Origin of the sequence: Microbacterium phosphatis, assembly GCF_049177115.1 — a bacterium.
GTDB classification, from domain to species: Bacteria; Actinomycetota; Actinomycetes; order Actinomycetales; family Microbacteriaceae; genus Microbacterium; species Microbacterium phosphatis.
In genome coordinates this window covers 96,714-116,228 of sequence record NZ_CP185370.1, presented here as the reverse complement: position 1 = coordinate 116,228, position 19,515 = coordinate 96,714, and the positions used below count along the sequence as shown (strand labels likewise).

15 protein-coding genes and 1 pseudogene are annotated in these 19,515 nt (G+C 73.1%); 8 read left to right on the top strand and 8 right to left on the bottom strand.

Going from position 1 to position 19,515, the window contains the following annotated elements; all coding sequences use genetic code 11:
• Nucleotides 1–59: 59 nt before the first annotated feature.
• The 3 genes and pseudogenes from ACOKGD_RS00520 (at nucleotide 60) to ACOKGD_RS00510 (ending at nucleotide 3,444) form a co-directional block, all read left to right on the top strand.
• Nucleotides 60–2,477 carry a glycosyl hydrolase family 95 catalytic domain-containing protein gene (locus ACOKGD_RS00520; protein WP_342336072.1) on the top strand — a complete coding sequence of 806 codons (2,418 nt, stop codon included), beginning with the start codon at nucleotides 60–62 and terminating at the stop codon, nucleotides 2,475–2,477.
• Nucleotides 2,474–2,803 (top strand): annotated as a pseudogene (locus tag ACOKGD_RS00515) (acetylxylan esterase); the annotation flags it as partial. The gene ACOKGD_RS00520 and the pseudogene ACOKGD_RS00515, both read left to right, overlap by 4 nt.
• Nucleotides 2,800–3,444: an acetylxylan esterase gene (locus ACOKGD_RS00510; RefSeq protein WP_342336071.1), complete on the top strand. Its 645-nt coding sequence runs from the start codon at nucleotides 2,800–2,802 to the stop codon at nucleotides 3,442–3,444. The pseudogene ACOKGD_RS00515 and the gene ACOKGD_RS00510, both read left to right, overlap by 4 nt.
• A gap of 59 nt (nucleotides 3,445–3,503) precedes the next feature.
• On the opposite strand, the gene ACOKGD_RS00505 is transcribed toward ACOKGD_RS00510, so the two are convergent.
• The 3 genes from ACOKGD_RS00505 to ACOKGD_RS00495 are packed head-to-tail and all read right to left on the bottom strand — an operon-like array spanning nucleotide 3,504 to nucleotide 7,154.
• Nucleotides 3,504–5,150 (bottom strand): ABC transporter substrate-binding protein, encoded by a 1,647-nt coding sequence (locus ACOKGD_RS00505; protein ID WP_342336070.1) that lies wholly within the window; start codon nucleotides 5,148–5,150, stop codon nucleotides 3,504–3,506.
• Between the two features lie 52 nt (nucleotides 5,151–5,202).
• The gene (locus ACOKGD_RS00500) at nucleotides 5,203–6,195 is read right to left on the bottom strand and encodes a carbohydrate ABC transporter permease (protein ID WP_342336069.1); all 993 of its coding nucleotides are present in this window, start codon (nucleotides 6,193–6,195) and stop codon (nucleotides 5,203–5,205) included.
• Nucleotides 6,192–7,154, bottom strand: a complete 963-nt coding sequence (locus ACOKGD_RS00495; RefSeq protein ID WP_342336067.1) for an ABC transporter permease — start codon at nucleotides 7,152–7,154, stop codon at nucleotides 6,192–6,194. The genes ACOKGD_RS00500 and ACOKGD_RS00495 overlap by 4 nt, the downstream gene beginning before the upstream one ends.
• 151 nt (nucleotides 7,155–7,305) lie before the next feature.
• Between ACOKGD_RS00495 and ACOKGD_RS00490 the strand changes: the two genes are divergently transcribed.
• Entirely contained in the window at nucleotides 7,306–8,520 is a 1,215-nt protein-coding gene (locus tag ACOKGD_RS00490) for an ROK family transcriptional regulator (RefSeq protein ID WP_342336066.1), read from the top strand.
• A gap of 36 nt (nucleotides 8,521–8,556) precedes the next feature.
• Here the strand turns inward: ACOKGD_RS00490 and ACOKGD_RS00485 are convergent, their stop codons facing one another.
• Both ACOKGD_RS00485 and ACOKGD_RS00480 read right to left on the bottom strand, forming a co-directional pair.
• The gene (locus tag ACOKGD_RS00485; protein WP_342336064.1) at nucleotides 8,557–9,393 is read right to left on the bottom strand and encodes a M56 family metallopeptidase; all 837 of its coding nucleotides are present in this window, start codon (nucleotides 9,391–9,393) and stop codon (nucleotides 8,557–8,559) included.
• A 4-nt stretch (nucleotides 9,394–9,397) separates the two neighbouring features.
• Nucleotides 9,398–9,757, bottom strand: coding sequence for a BlaI/MecI/CopY family transcriptional regulator (locus tag ACOKGD_RS00480; protein WP_342336063.1), 360 nt, complete (start codon nucleotides 9,755–9,757; stop codon nucleotides 9,398–9,400).
• A gap of 199 nt (nucleotides 9,758–9,956) precedes the next feature.
• On the opposite strand from ACOKGD_RS00480, the gene ACOKGD_RS00475 reads away from it, so the two are divergent.
• From ACOKGD_RS00475 to ACOKGD_RS00460, 4 genes are all read left to right on the top strand, one after another.
• The gene (locus ACOKGD_RS00475; RefSeq protein WP_342336061.1) at nucleotides 9,957–11,570 is read left to right on the top strand and encodes a cytochrome ubiquinol oxidase subunit I; all 1,614 of its coding nucleotides are present in this window, start codon (nucleotides 9,957–9,959) and stop codon (nucleotides 11,568–11,570) included.
• 18 nt (nucleotides 11,571–11,588) lie between these two features.
• Nucleotides 11,589–12,626 carry a cytochrome d ubiquinol oxidase subunit II gene (cydB, locus tag ACOKGD_RS00470; protein WP_342336060.1) on the top strand — a complete coding sequence of 346 codons (1,038 nt, stop codon included), beginning with the start codon at nucleotides 11,589–11,591 and terminating at the stop codon, nucleotides 12,624–12,626.
• Between the two features lie 95 nt (nucleotides 12,627–12,721).
• Nucleotides 12,722–16,018, top strand: a complete 3,297-nt coding sequence (gene cydC, locus ACOKGD_RS00465; RefSeq protein WP_342336059.1) for a thiol reductant ABC exporter subunit CydC — start codon at nucleotides 12,722–12,724, stop codon at nucleotides 16,016–16,018.
• A 207-nt stretch (nucleotides 16,019–16,225) separates the two neighbouring features.
• Nucleotides 16,226–16,825 carry a VanZ family protein gene (locus ACOKGD_RS00460; protein ID WP_342336058.1) on the top strand — a complete coding sequence of 200 codons (600 nt, stop codon included), beginning with the start codon at nucleotides 16,226–16,228 and terminating at the stop codon, nucleotides 16,823–16,825.
• On the opposite strand, the gene pcaC is transcribed toward ACOKGD_RS00460, so the two are convergent.
• From pcaC to ACOKGD_RS00445, 3 genes are read right to left on the bottom strand one after another with little or no spacing between them, the layout of a single operon-like run.
• Entirely contained in the window at nucleotides 16,806–17,192 is a 387-nt protein-coding gene (gene pcaC / locus ACOKGD_RS00455; protein WP_342336056.1) for a 4-carboxymuconolactone decarboxylase, read from the bottom strand. The two genes, ACOKGD_RS00460 and pcaC, sit on opposite strands and share 20 nt — an antisense overlap.
• Nucleotides 17,189–17,962, bottom strand: coding sequence for an alpha/beta fold hydrolase (locus ACOKGD_RS00450; RefSeq protein ID WP_342336055.1), 774 nt, complete (start codon nucleotides 17,960–17,962; stop codon nucleotides 17,189–17,191). The genes pcaC and ACOKGD_RS00450 overlap by 4 nt, the downstream gene beginning before the upstream one ends.
• A 14-nt stretch (nucleotides 17,963–17,976) precedes the next feature.
• Complete coding sequence (locus ACOKGD_RS00445; protein ID WP_342336054.1) at nucleotides 17,977–19,512, bottom strand: lyase family protein; 1,536 nt, start codon at nucleotides 19,510–19,512, stop codon at nucleotides 17,977–17,979.
• Nucleotides 19,513–19,515: the final 3 nt, after the last annotated feature.

The window sequence follows — 19,515 nt, the reverse complement described above, 5'->3', positions numbered from 1 at the left end:
TACGCTGGCGGAGCAAGGCGAGATCCCGCCGCGCCCCGGCACGACACGAAGCGAGAAGAATGACCTCCTCGACCCCGGCCGCACCGCTGCGGCTGCGTTGGACCACTCCCGCGAGCCACTGGACGGAGGCGGCCCCGATCGGCAACGGCGCGATCGGCGGCATGGTCTTCGGCGACGCCGACGGGCGCATCGGGCTCAACGATGCCAGCCTGTGGTCGGGCACGCCGGGCTGCCCCGACCGCGCGCTCGCCGCCGTGCGCGCGAACGGCGCAGGGCCGGAGCGCCTGGCCGAGGTGCGAGCGGCCGTCGCCGCGCGCGACGATGAGACCGTCGAACGGCTGCTGCGCACGTTCGAGGGCCCGTGGAGCCAGGAGTTCCTGCCGCTGGGCGATCTCGAGGTCGCGGTCGGGGCCCCCGGCGCGGACGGCTACGAACGCGTCCTCGACCTCGGGAACGCCGTGGCCGAGGAGCGGTTCGCGACGGCCGGCACGACCGTGCGCCGCGCCAGCTGGGCCTCGGCCGTCGACGGCGTGCTGGTCGTCGACGTCACCGCCGACGCCCCCGTGTCCGGGCGGGTGCGCCTCAGCTCTCCCCTGCGCATCGCCGAGCGCACCGCCGAGGCGGCGGAAGAAGGCGGCGAGCTGCGTCTTGTCGTCGAGACGCCGGTCGACGGATCCCCTGCCCACGAGCCCGACGCGCCCGCCCACGTGTGGCGCGACGAGACCGATGGCGACGGCTTCGATCCGGCGGCCGCGGTGGCGGTGGTCGTCCGCACCGACGGCTCCGTCGTCGCGCGCGACGGAGCCGTCGAGATCACGGGCGCGCGGCGGATCACCGCGATGCTGGCGACCGAGACGAACCACCGCCTCGCCTGGAACCGGGCCCCGCAGGCCGAGCGCGCCGAGCTGCTCGCGGCCGCCCACCGGCGCGCCCTCGCCGGCGCCCGCACCGGGCCCGAGGCGCTGCGCGCCGCCCACGAGGCCGAAGCCGCCCGGCTGCTCGGCCGCTCGGCCCTGACCCTCGGCCGCGCGAACGGGAGCGCGCTCGACGTCACCTCCCTGCTTGCCGAGGGCGACGACGCCGCCGTCGCCGAGGCGCTCTACGCCTTCGGCCGCTACGCGCTGGTGTCGTCCTCGCGGGCGGGCTCGCCCCCCGCCAACCTGCAGGGGCTGTGGAACGCCTCGATGCGGCCCCCGTGGTCGTCGAACTACACCGTCAACATCAACACCCAGATGAACTACTGGCTGGCCGAGCGCACCGGCCTCGGCGAGCTGCACACCCCGCTCGTCGACCTGATCGAGCGGGTCGCCGAGCGCGGCACCGAGGTGGCCTCCGCCCTCTACGGCGCGCGCGGCTGGGTCGCCCACCACAACACCGACCCCTGGGGCTACGCGCTCCCCGTCGGCGGCGGGCACGGCGCGACCTCCTGGGCGTTCTGGCCGATGGGCGGGCTGTGGCTGGCCGACCACCTCTGGCAGCGCTGGGAGTACGGCCGGGATCTCGGCGAGCTGCGCGAGCGGATCCTGCCGCTTCTGATCGGCGCGAGCGCCTTTGTGCTCGACTGGCTGATCGAGGACGAAGGCGGCGCTCTCGGCACCTCGCCCTCGACGTCGCCCGAGAACTCCTTCCGCCGCGCGGACGGCAGCACCGGCTCGGTCAGCACGTCGACGGGCATGGACCTCGCGCTGTGCCGGGCCACGCTGGAGCGCACGCTGGCCGCCGCCGAGGCCGCGGGCGCCGACGATCCCCTGCTCGCGGAGATCCGGGCGGCGCTGCCGCGCATCCCCGGGCCGCGGGTGATCGCCGAGGGAGGCGTCGGCCCCGCCGGCCAGATCGCCGAGTGGGGCGCGGATGTGGCGGCCACCGATCCGCACCACCGGCATCTCTCGCACCTGATCGCCCTGCACCCCCTGCATGCCATCGACCTCGAGCGCACGCCCGAGCTGGCCGAGGCGGCTCGCCGCACGCTCGACGCCCGCGGCGGCGGCGCGATGGGCTGGTCGTGGGCGTGGAAGATCGCGATGCGCGCCCGCCTCGGCGACGCCGAGACCGCCCACGCGCTGCTGCGCGAGGCCATCCATCCGTACCTCGCCGATCCCGACGTCGACCTCCCCACCGACGGATCCGAGTGGGGCGGGCTCCTTCCCAACCTCTTCTCGACCCACCCGCCCTTCCAGCTCGACGGCAACTTCGGCTTCACCGCGGCGATCGCCGAGATGCTCGTGAGCACCGGCCGGGGCACGCAGGACGATCCGATCCGCCTGCTGCCGGCGCTGCCGGAGTCCTGGCCCGATGGTCGGATCACGGGCGTGCACACCCGCGCGGGAGTATCGGTCGACCTGACCTGGAGCGGCGGCCGCCCGACCGACGTGACGGTCACGGACCAGACCGGATCCGCCCCCCAGCGGGTGATCGTGTCGTTCCGCGGCGAGCGCAGCGAGCTCGCGGTGACGCCCCGCGCCGGCGGCGACGCATGAGCGCGCGCCCGGCGCGCGTGCCAGACCCGCGCGAGGCGGCGCTGGAGCAGCACCGCTCGCCGCAGATCCTGCCCGACGACTTCGCCGACTTCTGGCGCGACTCCGTCGCCGAGGCCCGGGGGCTCGCGTGGGAGCCGCGTGCGGAACCGGTCGAGACCCCGCTGCGCACGATCGACGTGTTCGACGTCACCTTCGCCGGCTTCGGCGGGCAGCCGATCCACGCCTGGCTGCGGCTTCCCGCCCACCGCACGGGCCCGCTGCCGGTCGTGATCCATTTCACCGGCTACGGGGCCGGGCGCGGGCGCGCGATCGACGACCTCACGTGGGCATCCGCCGGCTTCGCGCACCTGGTGATGGACACGCGGGGCCACAGGGCGACGGATCGACGCCGGACGGCGGTTTCGGCGACAGCACCGGCTACCTCACCCGCGGGCTCGCCGACCCCGCCGAGCACTACTACCGGCGCGTGTTCGTCGACGCGGCGCTGCTGGTGGACGCCGCGCGGCGACTGCCGTCGATCGATCCCGGTCGCGTCGCCCTGATCGGCAACAGCCAGGGCGGCGCGATCGCGCTGGCGGCGGCCTGCCTCTCGGAGCGGGTCGCCGGCGTGTTCGCGCAGTCGCCGTTCCTCGCGGACATCCCCACCGCGCTCACCCTCAGCGGCCGATACCCGTTCCAGGAGCTCACCGACCTGTTCGCGCGCGACCATGCCCGGCGCGACGCGGCGCTCGCGACCCTGCGCTACGTCGACGTCGTGAACTTCGCCCGTCTCGCCCGCACCCCCGCCTGGCTGTCGTGCGGCCTGAACGACGACATCGCGCCCGCGGCCACGGCCTACGCCGTGCGCAACGCGTACGCGGCCGAGGCGCACCTCACCGTGTGGCCGGCCAACGGGCACGACGCGGGAGGCGCCGATGACCGTCTCGGCGCCCTCGCCGTGCTGGCGGAGCTGTTCGCGACCGACTGAGCACGGGGCACGAACAAGCCCGCGCACCCCTTCGGGTGCGCGGGCTTGTTCGCGGGTGCTCAGCCGATGGCGTCGTAGCCCGCCTGCATCAGCTCGAGGTAGCGCGGCAGGCCGAGCTGCTCGAGGTCGGCCTTGTACGCGTCCCAGGCGCCGTCGTCGGCGATGTCGCGCTGCCCGGTGATGAACTCGGCCTGCGCCTGATTGACGTAGGAGGTGATGTTCGTCTGCAGATCGGCCAGCTCGGTCGCCGTCTCGTCGTCCGGCCAGATCTTCTCGGTCGGGAACAGGACGTCATCGCCCGGGAAGAAGGGCTCGTACGGGGTGGTGGCATCGAACAGGCGACGCTCGTAGCCGTCCGGCGTGTACGGGTCACCCGTCACGACCTGCGCGTTGCGGTACTCGGCCGAGTCCCAGTACTGGCCCATCGAGCGCCAGGCGGCGTTCCACTTCTCGTCATACGCGAGGGGCTTGAACGTGGGCTCGAGCTCCGGGTCGAGGGCCTTGTCCCCCGGCTCGGCCTCCACCCACGCCTGGCCCTCCGGGCCCATGGCGCCGAGGCGGTCGCCCTCGTCGGTGACGAGGTAGTCGATGATCTGCATCGCCTTCTTGCGGTCGTCCTCCGACGACTTGTTCGTCAGCGCGAACATGCCGATCTGGTTCACCGGCGACATCTTCGTGGCGAACTGCGTGCCATCGGGCCCCTTGAGGGGAGGCACGGCGTCGTACTGGGTGTCGCGGCCGTCCTCGGCGTTCGGCGAGACGAACTCGTACGGGTGCAGCACCAGGGCGGATCCGAGGATCGGGTCGCCCGCGGCGTCGCCGACGGCGCGCAGCGCCTCGCCGTTCTGCGTGAAGGCGGCCGTGTCGAGCAGGCCGTCGGCGGCGAGGCCGGCGATGTAGGTCAGGCCCTCGCGCCACTTGTCGGACTCCGCGGCGAGCGCGGCCTTGCCGTCCTCCAGCACCAGCGGCGCCGGGCGGGCCCCGCCGTGCAGCGGCGCGTAGGTGAACGCGTTCATCAGGTAGTCGACGGCCGAGTGGTCCGCCTGGGTGGTCAGCGGGATCTCATCGGCCTTGCCGTTGCCGTTGGGGTCGTCGTTCTTGAACGCCTCCAGCACCGCGCGCAGCTCATCGGTCGTGGTCGGCTGCGTCAGGCCGAGCGCCTCCAGCCAGTCGCTGTTCATCCAGAGCTTCTCCTGCGCGCTGCAGTGATAGCACTCGGACCACTGGGTGATCGAGTAGATGTGACCGTCGGGGGCCGTCATCGACTGCTTCCAGTCGGGCTCCTCCTCGAGGCGCTTCTTGAGGTTCGGGGCGTACTCGTCGATGAGATCCTCGAGCGGGATGAGCACCCCCTGCTTGCCGTACTTCAGCTGCTCGCTGCGCGAGAAGCCGTCGATGTAGTTGATGAGGAAGTAGGCGTCCGGGTACTCGCCGGAGGCCAGGCCGACCTGGCGCGCCTCGGCGGCGGCGGCCGAGTCGCGGGTCGTCACCTTCCAGTCGAACGTGATGTCGAACTTGTCGGCGACCGTCTTTGTGAAGACGTTGTCGGCGAGCTTGCCGTCGGGGCCCTCCTGGGCGAAGACGGTGAGCTTGCCGTCGTCCTCTCCCTCGGCGGGGCCGCTGCCGCCCGTGCAGGCGGTCAGTGCCAGCGTGGTGCCCACGACCGCCGCGGCGGCGACCGCGGTGCGGATCATTCTGCGCTTCATTGCGTTTCTCTCTCTGGTGGGGTGATGCAGGGGGTGGGAGGGGGTGCGACGGTCAGCCCTTGACGGCGCCGACCATCACGCCCTTGTTGAAGTGCTTCGCCACGAACGGGTAGACGATCATCATCGGGACCGTGACGATGACGACGGTCGAGTACCGCAGCAGGTCGCGCAGCTCCCGTCGCTCGAGCTGCTCGGCGATGTTGCCGCTGCCCTGGTCGTTGAGGATCAGGAGGCTGCGCAGCACCAGCTGCAGGGGCTGCAGGTCGGCGTTGCGGAGGTAGAGCAGGGCGTCGAAGTACGAGTTCCACTGCCCGATCGCGTACATCAGCGCGATGACGGCGAGCATCGGGCCGGACAGCGGCAGGACGATCCGCCACAGCACGCGCAGCTCGCTGGCGCCGTCGAGCTGGGCCGCCTCGTAGAGCTCCTCCGGGATCGAGGTGCGGAAGAAGACCATCGCGATGATCACCTGCCAGACGCCGACCGCGTTCGGCAGCAGCATCGACCAGACCGTGTCGAGCATGCCGAGCGACTGGACCACGAGGTACGTCGGGATCACGCCGCCGGTGAAGAGCATGGTGAGGATCACGAAGCCGATGAGGAACTTCCGGCCCACGAGCTGGGTGCGCGAGAGCGGGTAGGCCACCGCGACGGTGCCGACGACGCTGATCAGCGTGCCGACCACCGTGTAGAAGATCGAGTTGCGGAAGCCGCGCAGGATGCCGTCGTTCTGCAGGGCGAGCTCGTACCCCCGCAGGGTGAAGTCGACGGGCCAGAACAGCACCTTGCCGGAGGACACCGCCTGGGCGCTCGAGAGCGAGCTCGCCACGATGTTCAGCAGCGGCAGCAGCACCACCAGCAGGAAGACGGCGAGCAGGATGTAGGCGCCCACGACGAAGACGCGGTCGCCCTTGGTGTCCTTGATGCGCACACCGCGCGGCATGCCGCCGCCGCGGCGCCCCCTGCGGGGCTTCGCGCCCTTGAGCACGATCGCCTCGGTGACGCCCATCGCGTCCCGCGGGCTCTTCTGATCCAGTGCGGTCACCACAGTCCACTTCCCGTCACGCGCTTGGCCACGGCGTTCACAACCACCAGCAGCACGAGGTTGATCACGGCGTTGAAGAGGCCGACGGCGGCGCCGAAGCTGAAGTCGGCGTTGAGGATGCCCGTCTTGTAGACGAAGGTCGGGATGATCTCGGACGTCGCGAGGTTCAGGTTGTTCTGGAAGAGGAACGCCTTCTCGAAGCCGATGGCCATGATGTTGCCGACGCCGAGGATCAGGATGATCGTGGCCGTGGGCATGATCGAGGGGATGTCGACGTGCCAGATCTTCTGCCAGCGGCTCGCGCCGTCGATCTTGGCGGCCTCGTAGAGGGACACGTCGACACCGGCGAGGGCGGCGAGGTAGATCACGGCCGAGTAGCCGGTGGTCGTCCACACGTCGGTGGCCACGTAGATGTGGCGGAAGAAGTCGGCGTCGGCGAGCAGGTCCACCGATCCGGTGCCGAAGAAGCTGAACGCGCGGCCGACCAGGCCCACGCGGGGCGAGAGCAGCAGGATCGTCATCGAGACGATCACGACGGTGGAGATGAAGTACGGCGCGTAGGTGACCATCTGCACCGTGCGCTTGAAGAACCGCAGCCGCACCTCGTTGAGCGCGAGGGCCAGGATGATCGGCAGCGGGAAGCTCGCGATCAGGGTGTAGCCCGCGAGGATGAACGTGTTGCCGACCAGCGTCGGGAAGACGGGGTTGTGGAAGAGGCGGGTGAAGTTGCTGAACCCGACCCACGGGCTCCCCCACACGCCCAGCACGGGGCTGTACTCCTTGAACGCGATCACGGCGTTGGCCATCGGCACGTACCGGAAGACGATGAACCAGACCACCGGGATCAGCAGCAGCAGGTACAGCTGCCAGTACCGGCGCAGGCTGCGTCCGATGCGGCTCCGCCGCCGCGGGCCCGGCCGCGTGCGCTCCGCGACGGGAGCGACCTCGACACTGACCATCTTCGCCTCCTCGCGAATTAATTTACGGCGTAACATTAACCCATCCCGGCGCATCGCGCCATAATCATCCGATGTCTCCTCCGTCGGTCACTAACATCGGAGGACCGCGATCCGCACCCCCACCCGCCCACGACCCCGTTCGAGGAATCCCATGACCGATGCGTCCCCGGTCTCCGCCGTCGCCGACCGCGCGAGCCGCGGCAGAAGGCCCGAGCTCGGCACCACGACGTCGGCCGAGATCTTCACCCGCATCATCACGAACGGGCCGATCAGCCGCGTCGAGATCGGGCGCCTGACGGGCCTGTCCCCCGCGAAGGTGACGAAGACCGTCAGCCCGCTGATCCGCGACGGCTTCGTCACCGTGGGCGAGCACGCCGAGCACTCCACCCCCGGGCGGCCGGTGTACCCGCTCAGCGTTGTGCCCCGCGCGATGGTCGCCATCGGCGTCAAGGTCAATGCGGACGAGGTGGTGGCCGCCACCGTGAGCCTCGGCAATGAGCTGCTCGCCTCGACCCGCCGGAGCCTGCCGGAGCACTCGCCCGAGACCGTGGCCGCGGCCATCGTCGAGGTGGCGCGAGAGCTCATCGCCGAGCTCGGCGACGACGCCTCGGCCCTGGCCGGCGTGGGCGTGGCCGTCTCGGGCGACATCGACAGCGACACCGGGGTGGTGCGCGACTCGCCCCTGCTCGGCTGGGCGCAGGTGCCCCTGGGCGCCGAGGTCGAGGCGCGGCTCGAGCTGCCCGTGATCGTCGAGAACGACGTGCTCGCGCTGGCGAAGGCCGAGCAGTGGTTCGGCGAGGGCACCGAGGCCGAGAGCTTCGCGATCATCACCATCGGCGCGGGCATCGGCTGCGGGATCTACGTCAATCGCGACGTCGTGAGCGGATCGCACGGGGTCGCCGGCGAGATCGGCCACCTGCCCCTCGCCCGCCCCGACGCCCTGTGCGTCTGCGGCCGCCGGGGCTGCGTCGAGGCGGTCGCGTCGTCGCGCGCGATCCTCGAGGCCGTGCAGACCGACCACGCCGACCCCTCGCTCACGCTGGAGGACGTCGTCCGCCTCGCGCACGAGGGCGACGACGGCGCCGTCACCGCCTTCGAGCGCGCCGGCACCGCGATCGGCGCGGCGCTCGCCGCCACTGTGAACCTGATCGGCCCGGAGGTGGTTGTGATCGCCGGCGAGGGCGTCACCGACTACGACCTCTACGAGCGCCGCATCCGCGACGAGTTCTCGGCCCATGCGTTCGGCGCCGCCGGCAACTGCCGCCTCGTGGTGCGCGGGCACACCTTCCTCGACTGGGCCCGCGGCGCCGCCGTCACGGCCCTGCGCGCCGCGCTCGTCGTGACCCCCGCCACCCCCGCGGCCTGACCGGGATCGCGCGCACCGCGCGCCCCCGGCCCGGCCTCACCGGCCGAGGCGGAGGAATCTGTCCCGGTGCCGGTCGCGGCGCGATGAGGCGTGCTCTGCCGGCCCCGCCGGGCCGACGACGCGCAGGATCGCGCGGGCGAGCACCGGATCGGCGTCGACGCCCCCGTGTGCGAGGAAGCGCCGGGCGCTGTCGTCGGCGCGCATCTCGACGAGCGCGGCCACCTCGCTCTCGGCGCGCTGGGCGATCGGGAACCACGGAAGCGCCTCGCGCCACGCCTTGAAGGCCACCAGCAGCACCTCGTGCCGCTGCTCGACGTGCGCGCGCTCGTGCGCGATGACCGCGTCGAGCTCGTCGGGGTGCAGCTCGTCGAGCAGGCCCTGCGAGAGCACCGTGACGGATCCCACGCCGCGCGGCAGGCAGTACGCGACGGGGGCCGCGTCATCCAGCACACGCGTGCGGGCCTGGGTCGGGTGGGGCGACGACAGCAGCAGCAGCAACTCGAGGTGCCGGCGCCGCTGCCGCTCGAACTGCACGATCGTGATGGCGAGATGCACCAGCAGGTAGGCGGCGAGCGCGCCGGCGAGCACGATCGCGATCCACTCCTGCGCGGGGAACAGCGCCGCGCCGAGCAGCAGCAGCGCGGCGATCATCGACAGCCCGCCCGCGACGGCGATGAGCTGCCACAGCACCAGGGCCCACCCCGGCAGGCGAGCCGGCCACGCGGCGCGCGACAGCAGGATCGGCACGGGCCAGGCGAGCAGGATCGCGAGCGCGGCGGCACCCAGGGCCATAAGAAGGATCCCGTCGGACCCGAAGGCCGTCGGGATCGCATCGCCGCCCTGCAGCGGCCACCTGCCGGGACCGGCCGTCATGGGGTCAGGCGGCGCCCGCGAGGAGGCGGCGCAGCACCTCGGCGTCCTCGGCCGAGACCCCGCCGACGAAGCGCGCGAGCACCGCGGTCCGGTCGCCCGCGACGCCGAGGACCTCGTGCATCAGCTCGGCGACGTGGTCGACGCGGCTGGCGATGGCGCGGTAGCGATGCGGCCGTGCCGACCGGTCGGAGGCCACGAAGCCCTTCTTCTGCAGCCGCGACAGCACGGTCAGCAGCGTGGTCGCCGCCAGCTGGCGGCCCTGCTCGCGCTCGAGGTGCTCCTGCACGTCGTACGCGGTGACCGCCGAGTCGGCATCCCACAGCACGTCCATCACGGAGCGTTCGAGCTCACCCAGACTGCCCATATCGCCCCCTTGGTGCGCAGTTCACTGGACTCCAGGGTAGTCCGAGTTCGCTCAGCCGTAGAACTACTTCGACATCGAGGCGAAATTCTTCTAGGCCCCGTAGAACTATTTCTACGCTCCGTAGAATCGCATCGCCGGAGTACCTTCGGCATCAGGTCGAGGCGTCCGTCCCCACGTGCCTCGCGACAGGGAGGCTCCCATGGATCCGCTCGACATCGCCCGCTGGCAGTTCGGCATCACCACCGTCTACCACTTCCTTCTCGTCCCCCTCACGCTCGGCCTCGGCGCCGGCGTCGCCCTGATGCAGACCGCCTGGGTCCGCACCGGCGACGAGCGGTACCTCCGCATGACGAAGTTCTGGGGAAAGCTCTACCTGATCAACTTCATCCTGGGCGTGGCCACCGGCCTCGTGCAGGAGTTCCAGTTCGGCATGGCCTGGAGCGACTACTCGCGCTTCGTCGGCGACGTCTTCGGCGCCCCGCTCGCGCTCGAGGGCCTGCTCGCCTTCTTCGCCGAGTCGACCTTCCTCGGCGTCTGGATCTTCGGCTGGGGTCGCCTGCGCAAGGGCGTCCACCTCGCGGCGCTGTGGCTGGCGGTGGTCGGATCCTGGCTGTCGGCGTTCTTCATCATCGCCGCGAACTCGTGGATGCAGCACCCGGTCGGCGTCGAGCTGGGCCCCGACGGCCGCCCCGTGATGACCGACATCTGGGCCGTGCTCGGCAACAACACCGCCCAGGCGGCCTTCTCGCACACCATCGCGGGAGCGCTGATGGTGGGCGGCATGTTCCTGCTCGGGATCTCGTGGCACCACCTGTGGCGCCGCCGCCACGACGGCATCGACGGCGTCGACTCCGAGGGCCGCGTCGTCGTCGGGCAGAACGCGCACATCGCGGGCCGCGACAAGCTCGACCACGGGGTCTGGCTGCGCTCGCTCCGGATCGGCGCGGTCGTCGCGATCGTGGGCTTCGGGGCCGTGGCGCTCACCGGCGACTGGCAGGCGAAGCTCATGTACGAGCAGCAGCCCATGAAGATGGCCGCCGCGGAGGCCGCCTGCACCTCGGGCAGCTCGTTCTCGATCCTGTCGATCGGCGACCCGGGCGCCCGCGACTGCAGCGAGGTCACGCCCATCATCGAGGTGCACGGCCTGCTCGGGTTCCTGGCCACCGGCGACTTCGGCGCCGAGATGCCCGGCATCAAGGACCTCGAGCCGCAGTACATCGAGAACTTCGGCCAGAACCTGCCCGACGACCCGCGCCTGGGCGACCGCGCGGGCGCCGAGATCCAGTACGTGCCGGTCATGTGGGTCACCTACTGGGGCTTCCGCCTGATGATCGGCCTCGGGGCGATCCCCGCGGGCGCCGCCGTCATCGCGCTGTGGCTGACCCGCAAGGGCACCGTCCCGTCGTCGAAGTTCATCGCCCGGCTCGCGCTCGTCGGCATCACCGCCCCGTTCGCGGCCAACATCGCCGGGTGGATCTTCACCGAGATGGGCCGCCAGCCCTTCGTCGTCGCGCCGAACCCCGCGTACTGGGGCAACGACGCGGTCTACATGTTCACCGCGGCCGCCGTCTCCCCCACGGCGACCGTCGGCGAGCTGCTGTTCTCGGTCATCTCGCTGACGCTGGTCTACGGCGCGCTGATGGTCGTGCTGCTGATCCTGATGTTCAAGTACGCCCGCGGCGGGGTCGCCGCGGCCATGCCCGACATGGAGCACGGCATCGAGCGCACCGACCGCGGGCCCGACGATCCGGATCGCGACGACGATCCGGATCGCCCCTCCTCCGACTCCGACGTCCTCGCGTTCGCGTACTGATCCGGGAAGGACACTGACATGGACACTCTCCCCGTCGTCTGGTTCGTCGCGATCGGCGTCCTCTGGATCGGCTTCCTGCTGCTCGAGGGCTTCGACCTCGGCGTCGGCATGCACATGATCTTCTCCACGAAGGACGACCGCGAGCGCCGCGTGATGCTCAACACCATCGGCCCCGTGTGGGACGGCAACGAGGTGTGGCTGATCACGGCCGGCGCCGCCCTGTTCGCGGCGTTCCCCGCCTGGTACGCCTCGCTGTTCTCGGGGCTCTACATCGCCCTCACCATCGCGCTGGTGGGCCTGATCCTGCGCGCGGTGAGCATCGAGTACCGCGGCAAGATGACCGATCCGCGATGGGCCGAGTTCTGGACGTGGACGCTCGGCCTCGGCTCGCTCGTGGTCTCGTTCTGCGTCGGCGCCGCCCTGGCGATCACGTCGACCGGCCTGCCGCTGGACGAGTACGGCGACCGCGTGGGCGGGCCGTTCGCCTGGGTGACGCTGCCGGCGATGGTCGGCGGGCTGGCCCTGGTGGGCTTCGCGCTCACGCACGGCGCCACCTTCCTCGCGCTCAAGAGCGAGGGCCCTGTGCGCGAGCGCGCGGGACGGTACGCCGCGACCTGGGGGCCTGTGGGTCTCGTGCCCGCCGCGGTCTGGGCGCTGTGGGTGCAGTTCCAGCACGGCGGCACGTGGTTCTCGTGGGCGCTGGTGGTGCTCGCCGTGCTCGGCGCGGTGTTCGGATGGATCGGCGCGCGCGCCCGCCGCGAGGGCCGCGCGTTCGTCGGCTACGCCTCGTTCATGCTGTTCGGGGCCGGCTCGATCTTCGCCGGGATGTTCCCGTACGTGCTGCCCTCGACGCTGGACCCGGCGAACGGCCTCACCGTCTGGAACGCGGCGAACAGCCCGTACACGCTGACCGTGATGACCGTGGTCGCGGGCGTCTTCCTGCCGCTGATCATCGGCTACCAGGCCTGGTCGTACTGGATCTTCCGCAAGCGCGTCACCCCCGGGGCGATCCCGAAGGCGCACGGCTTCCTCCCCGCGGTCCTGCGCGCCAAGTGAGCAGCACCCGCCCCCCGCTCCCGGGCACGGGCGCGCACCCCTCCGGCACGGGCGAACACCCCCCTCGTCCGGCGGGCGAGCACCGCCTTCGCTCGTTGAGCGAGCGCAGCGAGTCGAAACGGTCCAACGACCCGTGGGTCCAGGAGGCCGCCCGGCCGAAGCGCCCCACCACGCGGCCCGAGCTCGGCCCGGTGAAGCCGGCCGCCGTGCTCGCCCTCGGGCTCCTCGCGGCAGTGCGCGCCCTCGGGCTTGTGCTCGTGGCGGGGGCGATCGCCGCCGGCATCGCCGGCCTGCAGCGCGGTGATCTCGATGCGCGGGCGATCCTGATCCTGGGCCTCTCCGGCGCGATCCTGCGCTCCGGCGCCGCGTGGGCGAGCGATGTCGTCGCGCGGCGCATCGCGATCGCGGTGAAGGGCACGCTGCGCCGCGACCTCTGGCGCGTGATCGCCGCGGGGCGCGGCTCGGAGGGCGGCGTCGCGGTGCTCGCCACCGACGGCCTCGACGAGCTCGACGACTACTACGTGCGGAGCCTCCCCGCGATGGTGGCCGCGGTCGTGGTGCCCGTGATCGTGGGGCTGCGCATCCTGGGCGCCGACTGGTTCAGCGCCGTCGTCGTGGTGCTGACGGTGCCGCTCATCCCGTTCTTCATGGCCCTGATCGGGCGGCACACGCAGGCCCGCACCGACGACGCCCTGCGGGCCCTGTCGCGCCTGGCCGATCACCTGACCGAGCTGGCGCGCGGCCTTCCCGTGCTGGTCGGCCTCGGGCGCGTGGCCGAGCAGTCGCGCGCGCTCGACGGCATCCAGCGCGCCTATCGCACCCGCACGCAGGAGACCCTGCGCTGGGCCTTCGTCTCGGCGCTGGTGCTCGAGCTGATCGCCACCATCTCGGTCGCCCTCGTGGCGGTGTTCCTCGGCCTGCGCCTGATGCAGGGCGGCGTCGAGCTCGAGGCCGCCCTGCTGGTGCTGGTGCTCGCGCCCGAGTGCTTCGCCGTGCTGCGCGATGTGGGCACGGCGTTCCACGCCTCGCAGAACGGCCTGTCGGCGCTGCAGCGCGTGCGGGAGCTGCGGGCGTCGGTTCCGGCGGACGATGAGCGCGCGCCCGGGGCCGAGGCGCCCGCCGCCCGTCCCGGCGCCCCGGCCGTGACCCTCGACGCGCTCTCGGTCGCCTACCCCGATCGCGCCGCCCTGCCGCCGGTCACGGCCACACTCACCGGCATCACCGCGGTGACCGGGCCCTCCGGGGCGGGGAAGTCGACCCTCCTCGCGGCTCTCGCCGGCATCCTCCCCGGCGACGCGACGGTCACGGGATCCGTCACCGGGATCGATCCGGGCCGCTCGGCCTACGCGCCGCAGGCCCCGCGCGGCTTCGCGGAGACCCCGCGCGACGAGCTCGCCCTCTACGGCGCGGATGTCGCGGCGCTCGCCGAGCTGGGCATGGCGCACGTCGCCGACGCCCGCATCGCCGAGCTGAGCCCCGGTGAGCTGCGGCGCCTGGCCGTCGCCCGCGCCCTCGCCCGCGTCGACCAGGGCGCGACGCTGCTGCTGCTCGACGAGCCGACCGCCCACCTCGACCCCGCCTCCGCCGAGCGGGTGCGCGCCGCGATCCTGGCCAGGGCCGCACGCTGCACGGTGGTGCTTGCGACCCACGAGCCCGAGACGCGCGCCCTCGCGACGGCGTCGGTTGCGGTCGACGCCCCGCGCGCGGGCGCCGAGCGGGCCACCGACGACGCGCCGCAGACCCGCGCCGCACGCCGGGAGCGCGGCAGTGACGCGCGGGTCGGCACAGGCCCCACGGCGACCGAACCGGGCCCGACCCCGTCGCCGACGCGCCCGTGGATCGTGGGCACGCTGCTCGCGTTCCTCGCCGTCGCTCTGGGGCTGTCGCTCAGCGCCGTGTCCGGCTGGCTCATCGTGCGGGCGAGCGTCGAGGAGTACATCATGTACCTCCTGGTGGCCATCGTCGGGGTGCGGTTCTTCGGCATCGCGCGGTCGCTCGCGCGCTATGCCGAGCGGCTGTTCACCCACGAGGCCGCCTTCCGCATGGTCGACGCGCTGCGCCTGCGGCTGTGGCGGTCGATCGCCTCACGCGGGGCGGGATCGCGCCGCCTGCTCGAGGGCGGATCGCCCGTCGACTACCTCGTGATCCTGGCCGACGAGCTGCGCGACCTGCTGCCGCGGATCATCCCGCCGCTTGTGGTGGGGGTGCTCTCGATCGCGGGCGTCACGGTCACCACGGCCCTGGTGGTGCCGTCGCTCGCCCTGCCGGTCGGCGCCACCCTCGCGGTCGCGACCGCCCTGGCGGCATGGGTGAGCATCGCCGGCGCGCGCGGCGCACAGCGCACGCGCATCTCCGAGCGCTCGGCGATCGTGCGCACGACGGCGGCGCTCAGCGCTGCCGCCCCCGACCTCCGTGCCAACGGCGTCGCCGACCGGGCGCTCGCCACGCTGGCGGAGGCCGAGCAGCGGGCCGAGCAGGCCGAGCGCCGTGCCGCCTGGGGCTCCGGCCTCGGCACCGCCGTGGTGATCCTCGCGACGACGGCCCTCGCGGTCTCGGTGGCTCCGCTGGCCGTGGGGTCCCCGGCCGAGCTCGCCTGCGTGATCGCGCTGCTCGCTCTGGCGACGCTCGAGCCCCTCGCCGATGTGGTCGCCGCCGCGCACCGCCTTCCCGCCCTGAGCGAGGTGCGGGCGCGGATCGCCCCGCTCGAGGACGAGATGCCCTCGGCCGCGCGCGGATCGCTTGTGCCGGCGTCCCCGATCCGGGAGCTGCGGCTCGACGATCTGGCGGCGCGATACGGATCGACCCCGGTCTTCGAGGGCATCACCGGCACCGCACGCACCGGCGACTGGCTGGTGGTGGCCGGGCCGAGCGGTTCGGGCAAGTCGACCCTGCTGTCGATCGTGATGGGCGCGCTGCCCGCGGCCGCCGGATCGGTGCGCGTCGACGGCGCCCCGCTGGCCGAGCTCGACGCGGCCGCCTGGCGCGAGCGCGTGGCCTGGTGCCCGCAGGACGCGTACGTCTTCGACTCGACCCTGCGCGGCAACCTGCTGCTCGCTCGCCCCGGCGCGACCGAGCCGGAGATGGCCGCCGTGCTCGAGCGCGTGGGCCTCGGCCCCCTGCTGCGCACCCTGCCGCACGGGCTCGACACCCGGGGCGGCGCGGGCGGCTCCGCGCTCTCGGGCGGCGAGCGCCAGCGCCTCGCGGTCGCCCGCGCCCTGCTGACGCACGCCGAGGTGATCCTGCTCGACGAGCCCACCGCCCACCTCGACGCCCCTACGGCCGCGGCGATGATGCGGGATCTGCGCCGCGCCACCGCCGACCGCATCGTGCTGCTCGTCTCGCACCGCGCCGACGACCGCCGCCCCTCCGACCCCCTGGTCGCGCTGCGCTGACCCCCAGCCGGGGGCCGGGGGCGCCCGCCCCGGGGTCGCGCCGGTGCCGCGCGCACCCACCCACCCGCTCGTTGAGCGACGAGCGCAGCGAGGAGTCGAAACGGCCCAGACTCCCGGGGGCTCCACCCCGCGCGAGCGGCACCGCGCCGCATGTCATCCTCAGGGTGGATCCGGCGGGGGGTGGGGCGCACGTAGCGTGGCAGGATCATGCCCTCCCTCGACTACGAGCTGCCGACGCCCGCCCTCCTCGCGCCGATCCTCGCCGGGCTGGTGATCTGGGCGCTCGTGAGGCTGCGGGGCCGCGCGACGCCGCTGCGCGTGGTGGTCGGGCTCGCGGCGGCGGTGTACGCCGCGGCCGCGGTGAACAAGGTGCTGCTGCCGGTGACGATCCTGACGGGCGAGGCCCGCGAGCGGCTGTCGCCGTGGACGATCTATCTGCAGCTCGTGCCGTTCGCGTCCGCGGCCGACGACCCCTCGGGCGCGCTGCTGAACGTGCTGCTGTTCGTGCCCCTCGGCGTGCTGCTGCCGCTGGTGACGCGGATCCGCGGATTCTGGCGGATCACGGCCGTGGGCGCGCTCGTCAGCCTCGGGATCGAGACCGTGCAGTTCGCGATGCGGATGACCGTGTTCTCGGGCCGCATCGCCGACATCGACGACCTCATCGCCAACACCGTCGGGGCCGCGCTCGGCGCCGCGGTGTACCTGCTCGCGACGCGCCTGGCGCCGCTGCGGCGCCTGATCCGCGCGGCGGAGCTGCCCGCGGCCGCGCCCGCGGCGCGGCGCCCGGTCACTCAGCGGGCGGGCTGAAGACCTCGTTCGCGATGCGGAAGGCGGTGTTGGCGGCGGGGACGCCCGAGTAGATCGCCGACTGGAGGATCACCTCGCGGATCTCGTCGAGCGTGAGACCGTTGCGGATCGCCGCCCGGAAGTGCATCGCGAGCTCCTCGTGGTGCCCGTGCGCGATGAGCGACGAGAGCACCGCGATCGAGCGGGAGCGCCGGTCGAGGCCGGGGCGCGACCAGACATCGCCCCAGGCGACGCGGGTGATGAAGTCCTGCCAGTCGGCCGACAGCTCGGTCGCGTTCGCGGTGGCGCGGTCGACGTGCTCGGCCGAGAGCACCTCGCGGCGCACCGCCATGCCCTGCTCGTAGCGCTCGGCGTCGGACAGGCTCATCGTGCACCTCCGAAGAAGTCGAGGAGGGCGCGGGCGACCTCGTCCGGGAACTCGGCGGGTGCGAGGTGCGAGGCGCCGTCGATGCGCGCGGTGCGCCCGTCGCGCACGCCCGCGGCGATCGTCGACGCGTGCGCCTCGGGCGACACCTCGTCGTGCTCGCCGAACACCGCGAGCACCGGCACCTCGATCTCGCCGAGGCGCGCGGTCACGTCGTACTGGGCGAGCGCCTCGCAGCACAGCGCGTAGCTGGCGTCGTCGGCGTCGCGCAGGCTGTGCAGCAGGCGCCCGGCGAGCACGGGGCGCCGCTCGATCGATCCGGGGGCGAACCAGCGCTGCGCGGCCCCGACGATCAGCGATCCGGTGCCCTGCGTGCGCACCTGAGCCGCCCGATCGGTCCAGTTCGCCGGATCCCCGAACCGCGGCGACGAGCACACGGTCGCCGCGCCCGACACGAGGCCGGGGTGCCGCAGCAGCAGCTCGAGGCCGACGGCGCCGCCGAACGAGACGCCGGCGTACAGCGCCGGGCCGTCGAACTCGCCGATCCCCGCGGCGACCGCGTCGGCGACCTCGCCGACCGTGAAGGGCTCGGTCGCGGGCTTCGCGCCGCCGTGACCGGGCAGGTCCCAGGCGGTCACGCGGTAGTGCGCCGCCAGGGCGGGCACCACGTCCTCCCAGAGGATCGTCGACGTGCCGAGCGACGGCCCGAGCACCAGCAGGGGCGCGCCATCGACTCCGATCGGCGGCGTGAACGCGACAGGCGGCTGAGTCATGGAGGATCTCCGGATCAGGATGAGAACGGATCCGCGAACGGATCGAAACCGCGGCGTGACGGCGGGGGCGGCAGCTGCGATCCGTCGTCGAACGGATCGTACGGTCCGGGCGCCTCGGGGGCGACGGGCGCGGTGGGGTCGACGACGTGGATCGCGCCCGTGCCCAGCCCGTAGGGCCCGGCGCCGAGGTCGCCGTCGACGAGGTAGCGGGCAAGGCCGGTGTACCGGGCGGGGTCGAGCAGCTCGTCGAGCCCCTCGGGGACGGCGGTGTTCGCCGCGTCCAGCGCGTTGTGCACCAGCAGGGCGAGGTCGCTGCCGAGGCTCGCCTGCCGCACGATCTCGGTGACGGCCTCGGCCCCGATGAGCGGGCCGAGCACGATCGACAGGCGCTCGGAGATGATGAGCCCGCGCGTGGCGGTGAGGTTCACGGCGACCGCGGTGGCGTCGGCGCGCAGGCCGGCCGACAGGTCGGCGGCGTGGGCGGCCGCGCCGAGCGCGAGCAGCAGCAGCTCGCGCAGCGTGGGCCACTCGGCGTGCCAGGCGCCGTCCGGGCGCTCGTCGACGGCGAGCGCGGCGGCGGTGTGCAGGGTCGCGCCGAGGTGCGGGGCCCGGATCGCGGCCGAGCGGATGAGCACCGAGCGGGCGGGGTTCTGCTTCTGCGGCATCGCCGACGACCCGCCGCCCGTCCCCTCGGCGAGCTCGCCGATCTCGGTGCGCGAGAGGGTGGTCACGTCGCCCGCGACGACGCCCAGCGCGTCGAGGGTCTGCACGAGGGCGTCGCCCAGCTCGGTGACCGGCCAGCGCGCAGTGTGCCACGGGGCGTCGGGGGCCGCGAGCCCCGCGAGGTCGGCGAACGCCCCGGGGAGCTTCGCCGCGCGGTCGGGGCCCAGGATCTCGACGAACGAGGCGAGCGTGCCGCCGGCGCCCCCGAGCTGGGCGGGCAGCGCGTCGCGGGCGGCGGCGAGGCGGCCACGCGCGCGCCGGATGCCGCGCACCCAGTTCGCCGCGCGCAGGCCGGTGGTGGTCGGCACCGCGTGCTGCGTGAGCGTGCGGGCGGCGGCGACCTGGTCGCGGTGCTCGCGGGCGAAGCGCTCGAGATCGTCGATGGTGTGGTCGAGGCCCGCCAGCACGTGGCCGGCGGCGTCCTTGGCGACGATCATCAGCGCGGTGTCGAGGATGTCCTGGCTCGTCGCGCCGCGATGCACCCACGGCCGGACGAGCACGCCCGCGCCGCGCTTGAGCTCGCCCACGAGGGGGATCACGGGGTTGCCGCCGGCGACCGCCGAGAGCGCCAGCCTGCGGGCGTCGAGGCCGCCGGTGTCGCCGTCCGCACCCGCCGCCGGCCGCGCGATCAGCCCGCGCAGCGCGGTGGCCTCGGCGAGCACGCCGGCGCGGTCCTTCACATGGTCGAGGCCGCCGACGGCGCCGTACGCCTCGATCAGCGCGATCTCGGCGGTGACGAGCGCGGCGAGCACCGCCGAATCGCCGACCGGCCCCTCGTGCCCGGCGGTCGCCGGCGAGAGCAGGCCGGCGTCGTGACCGTCGGACACATC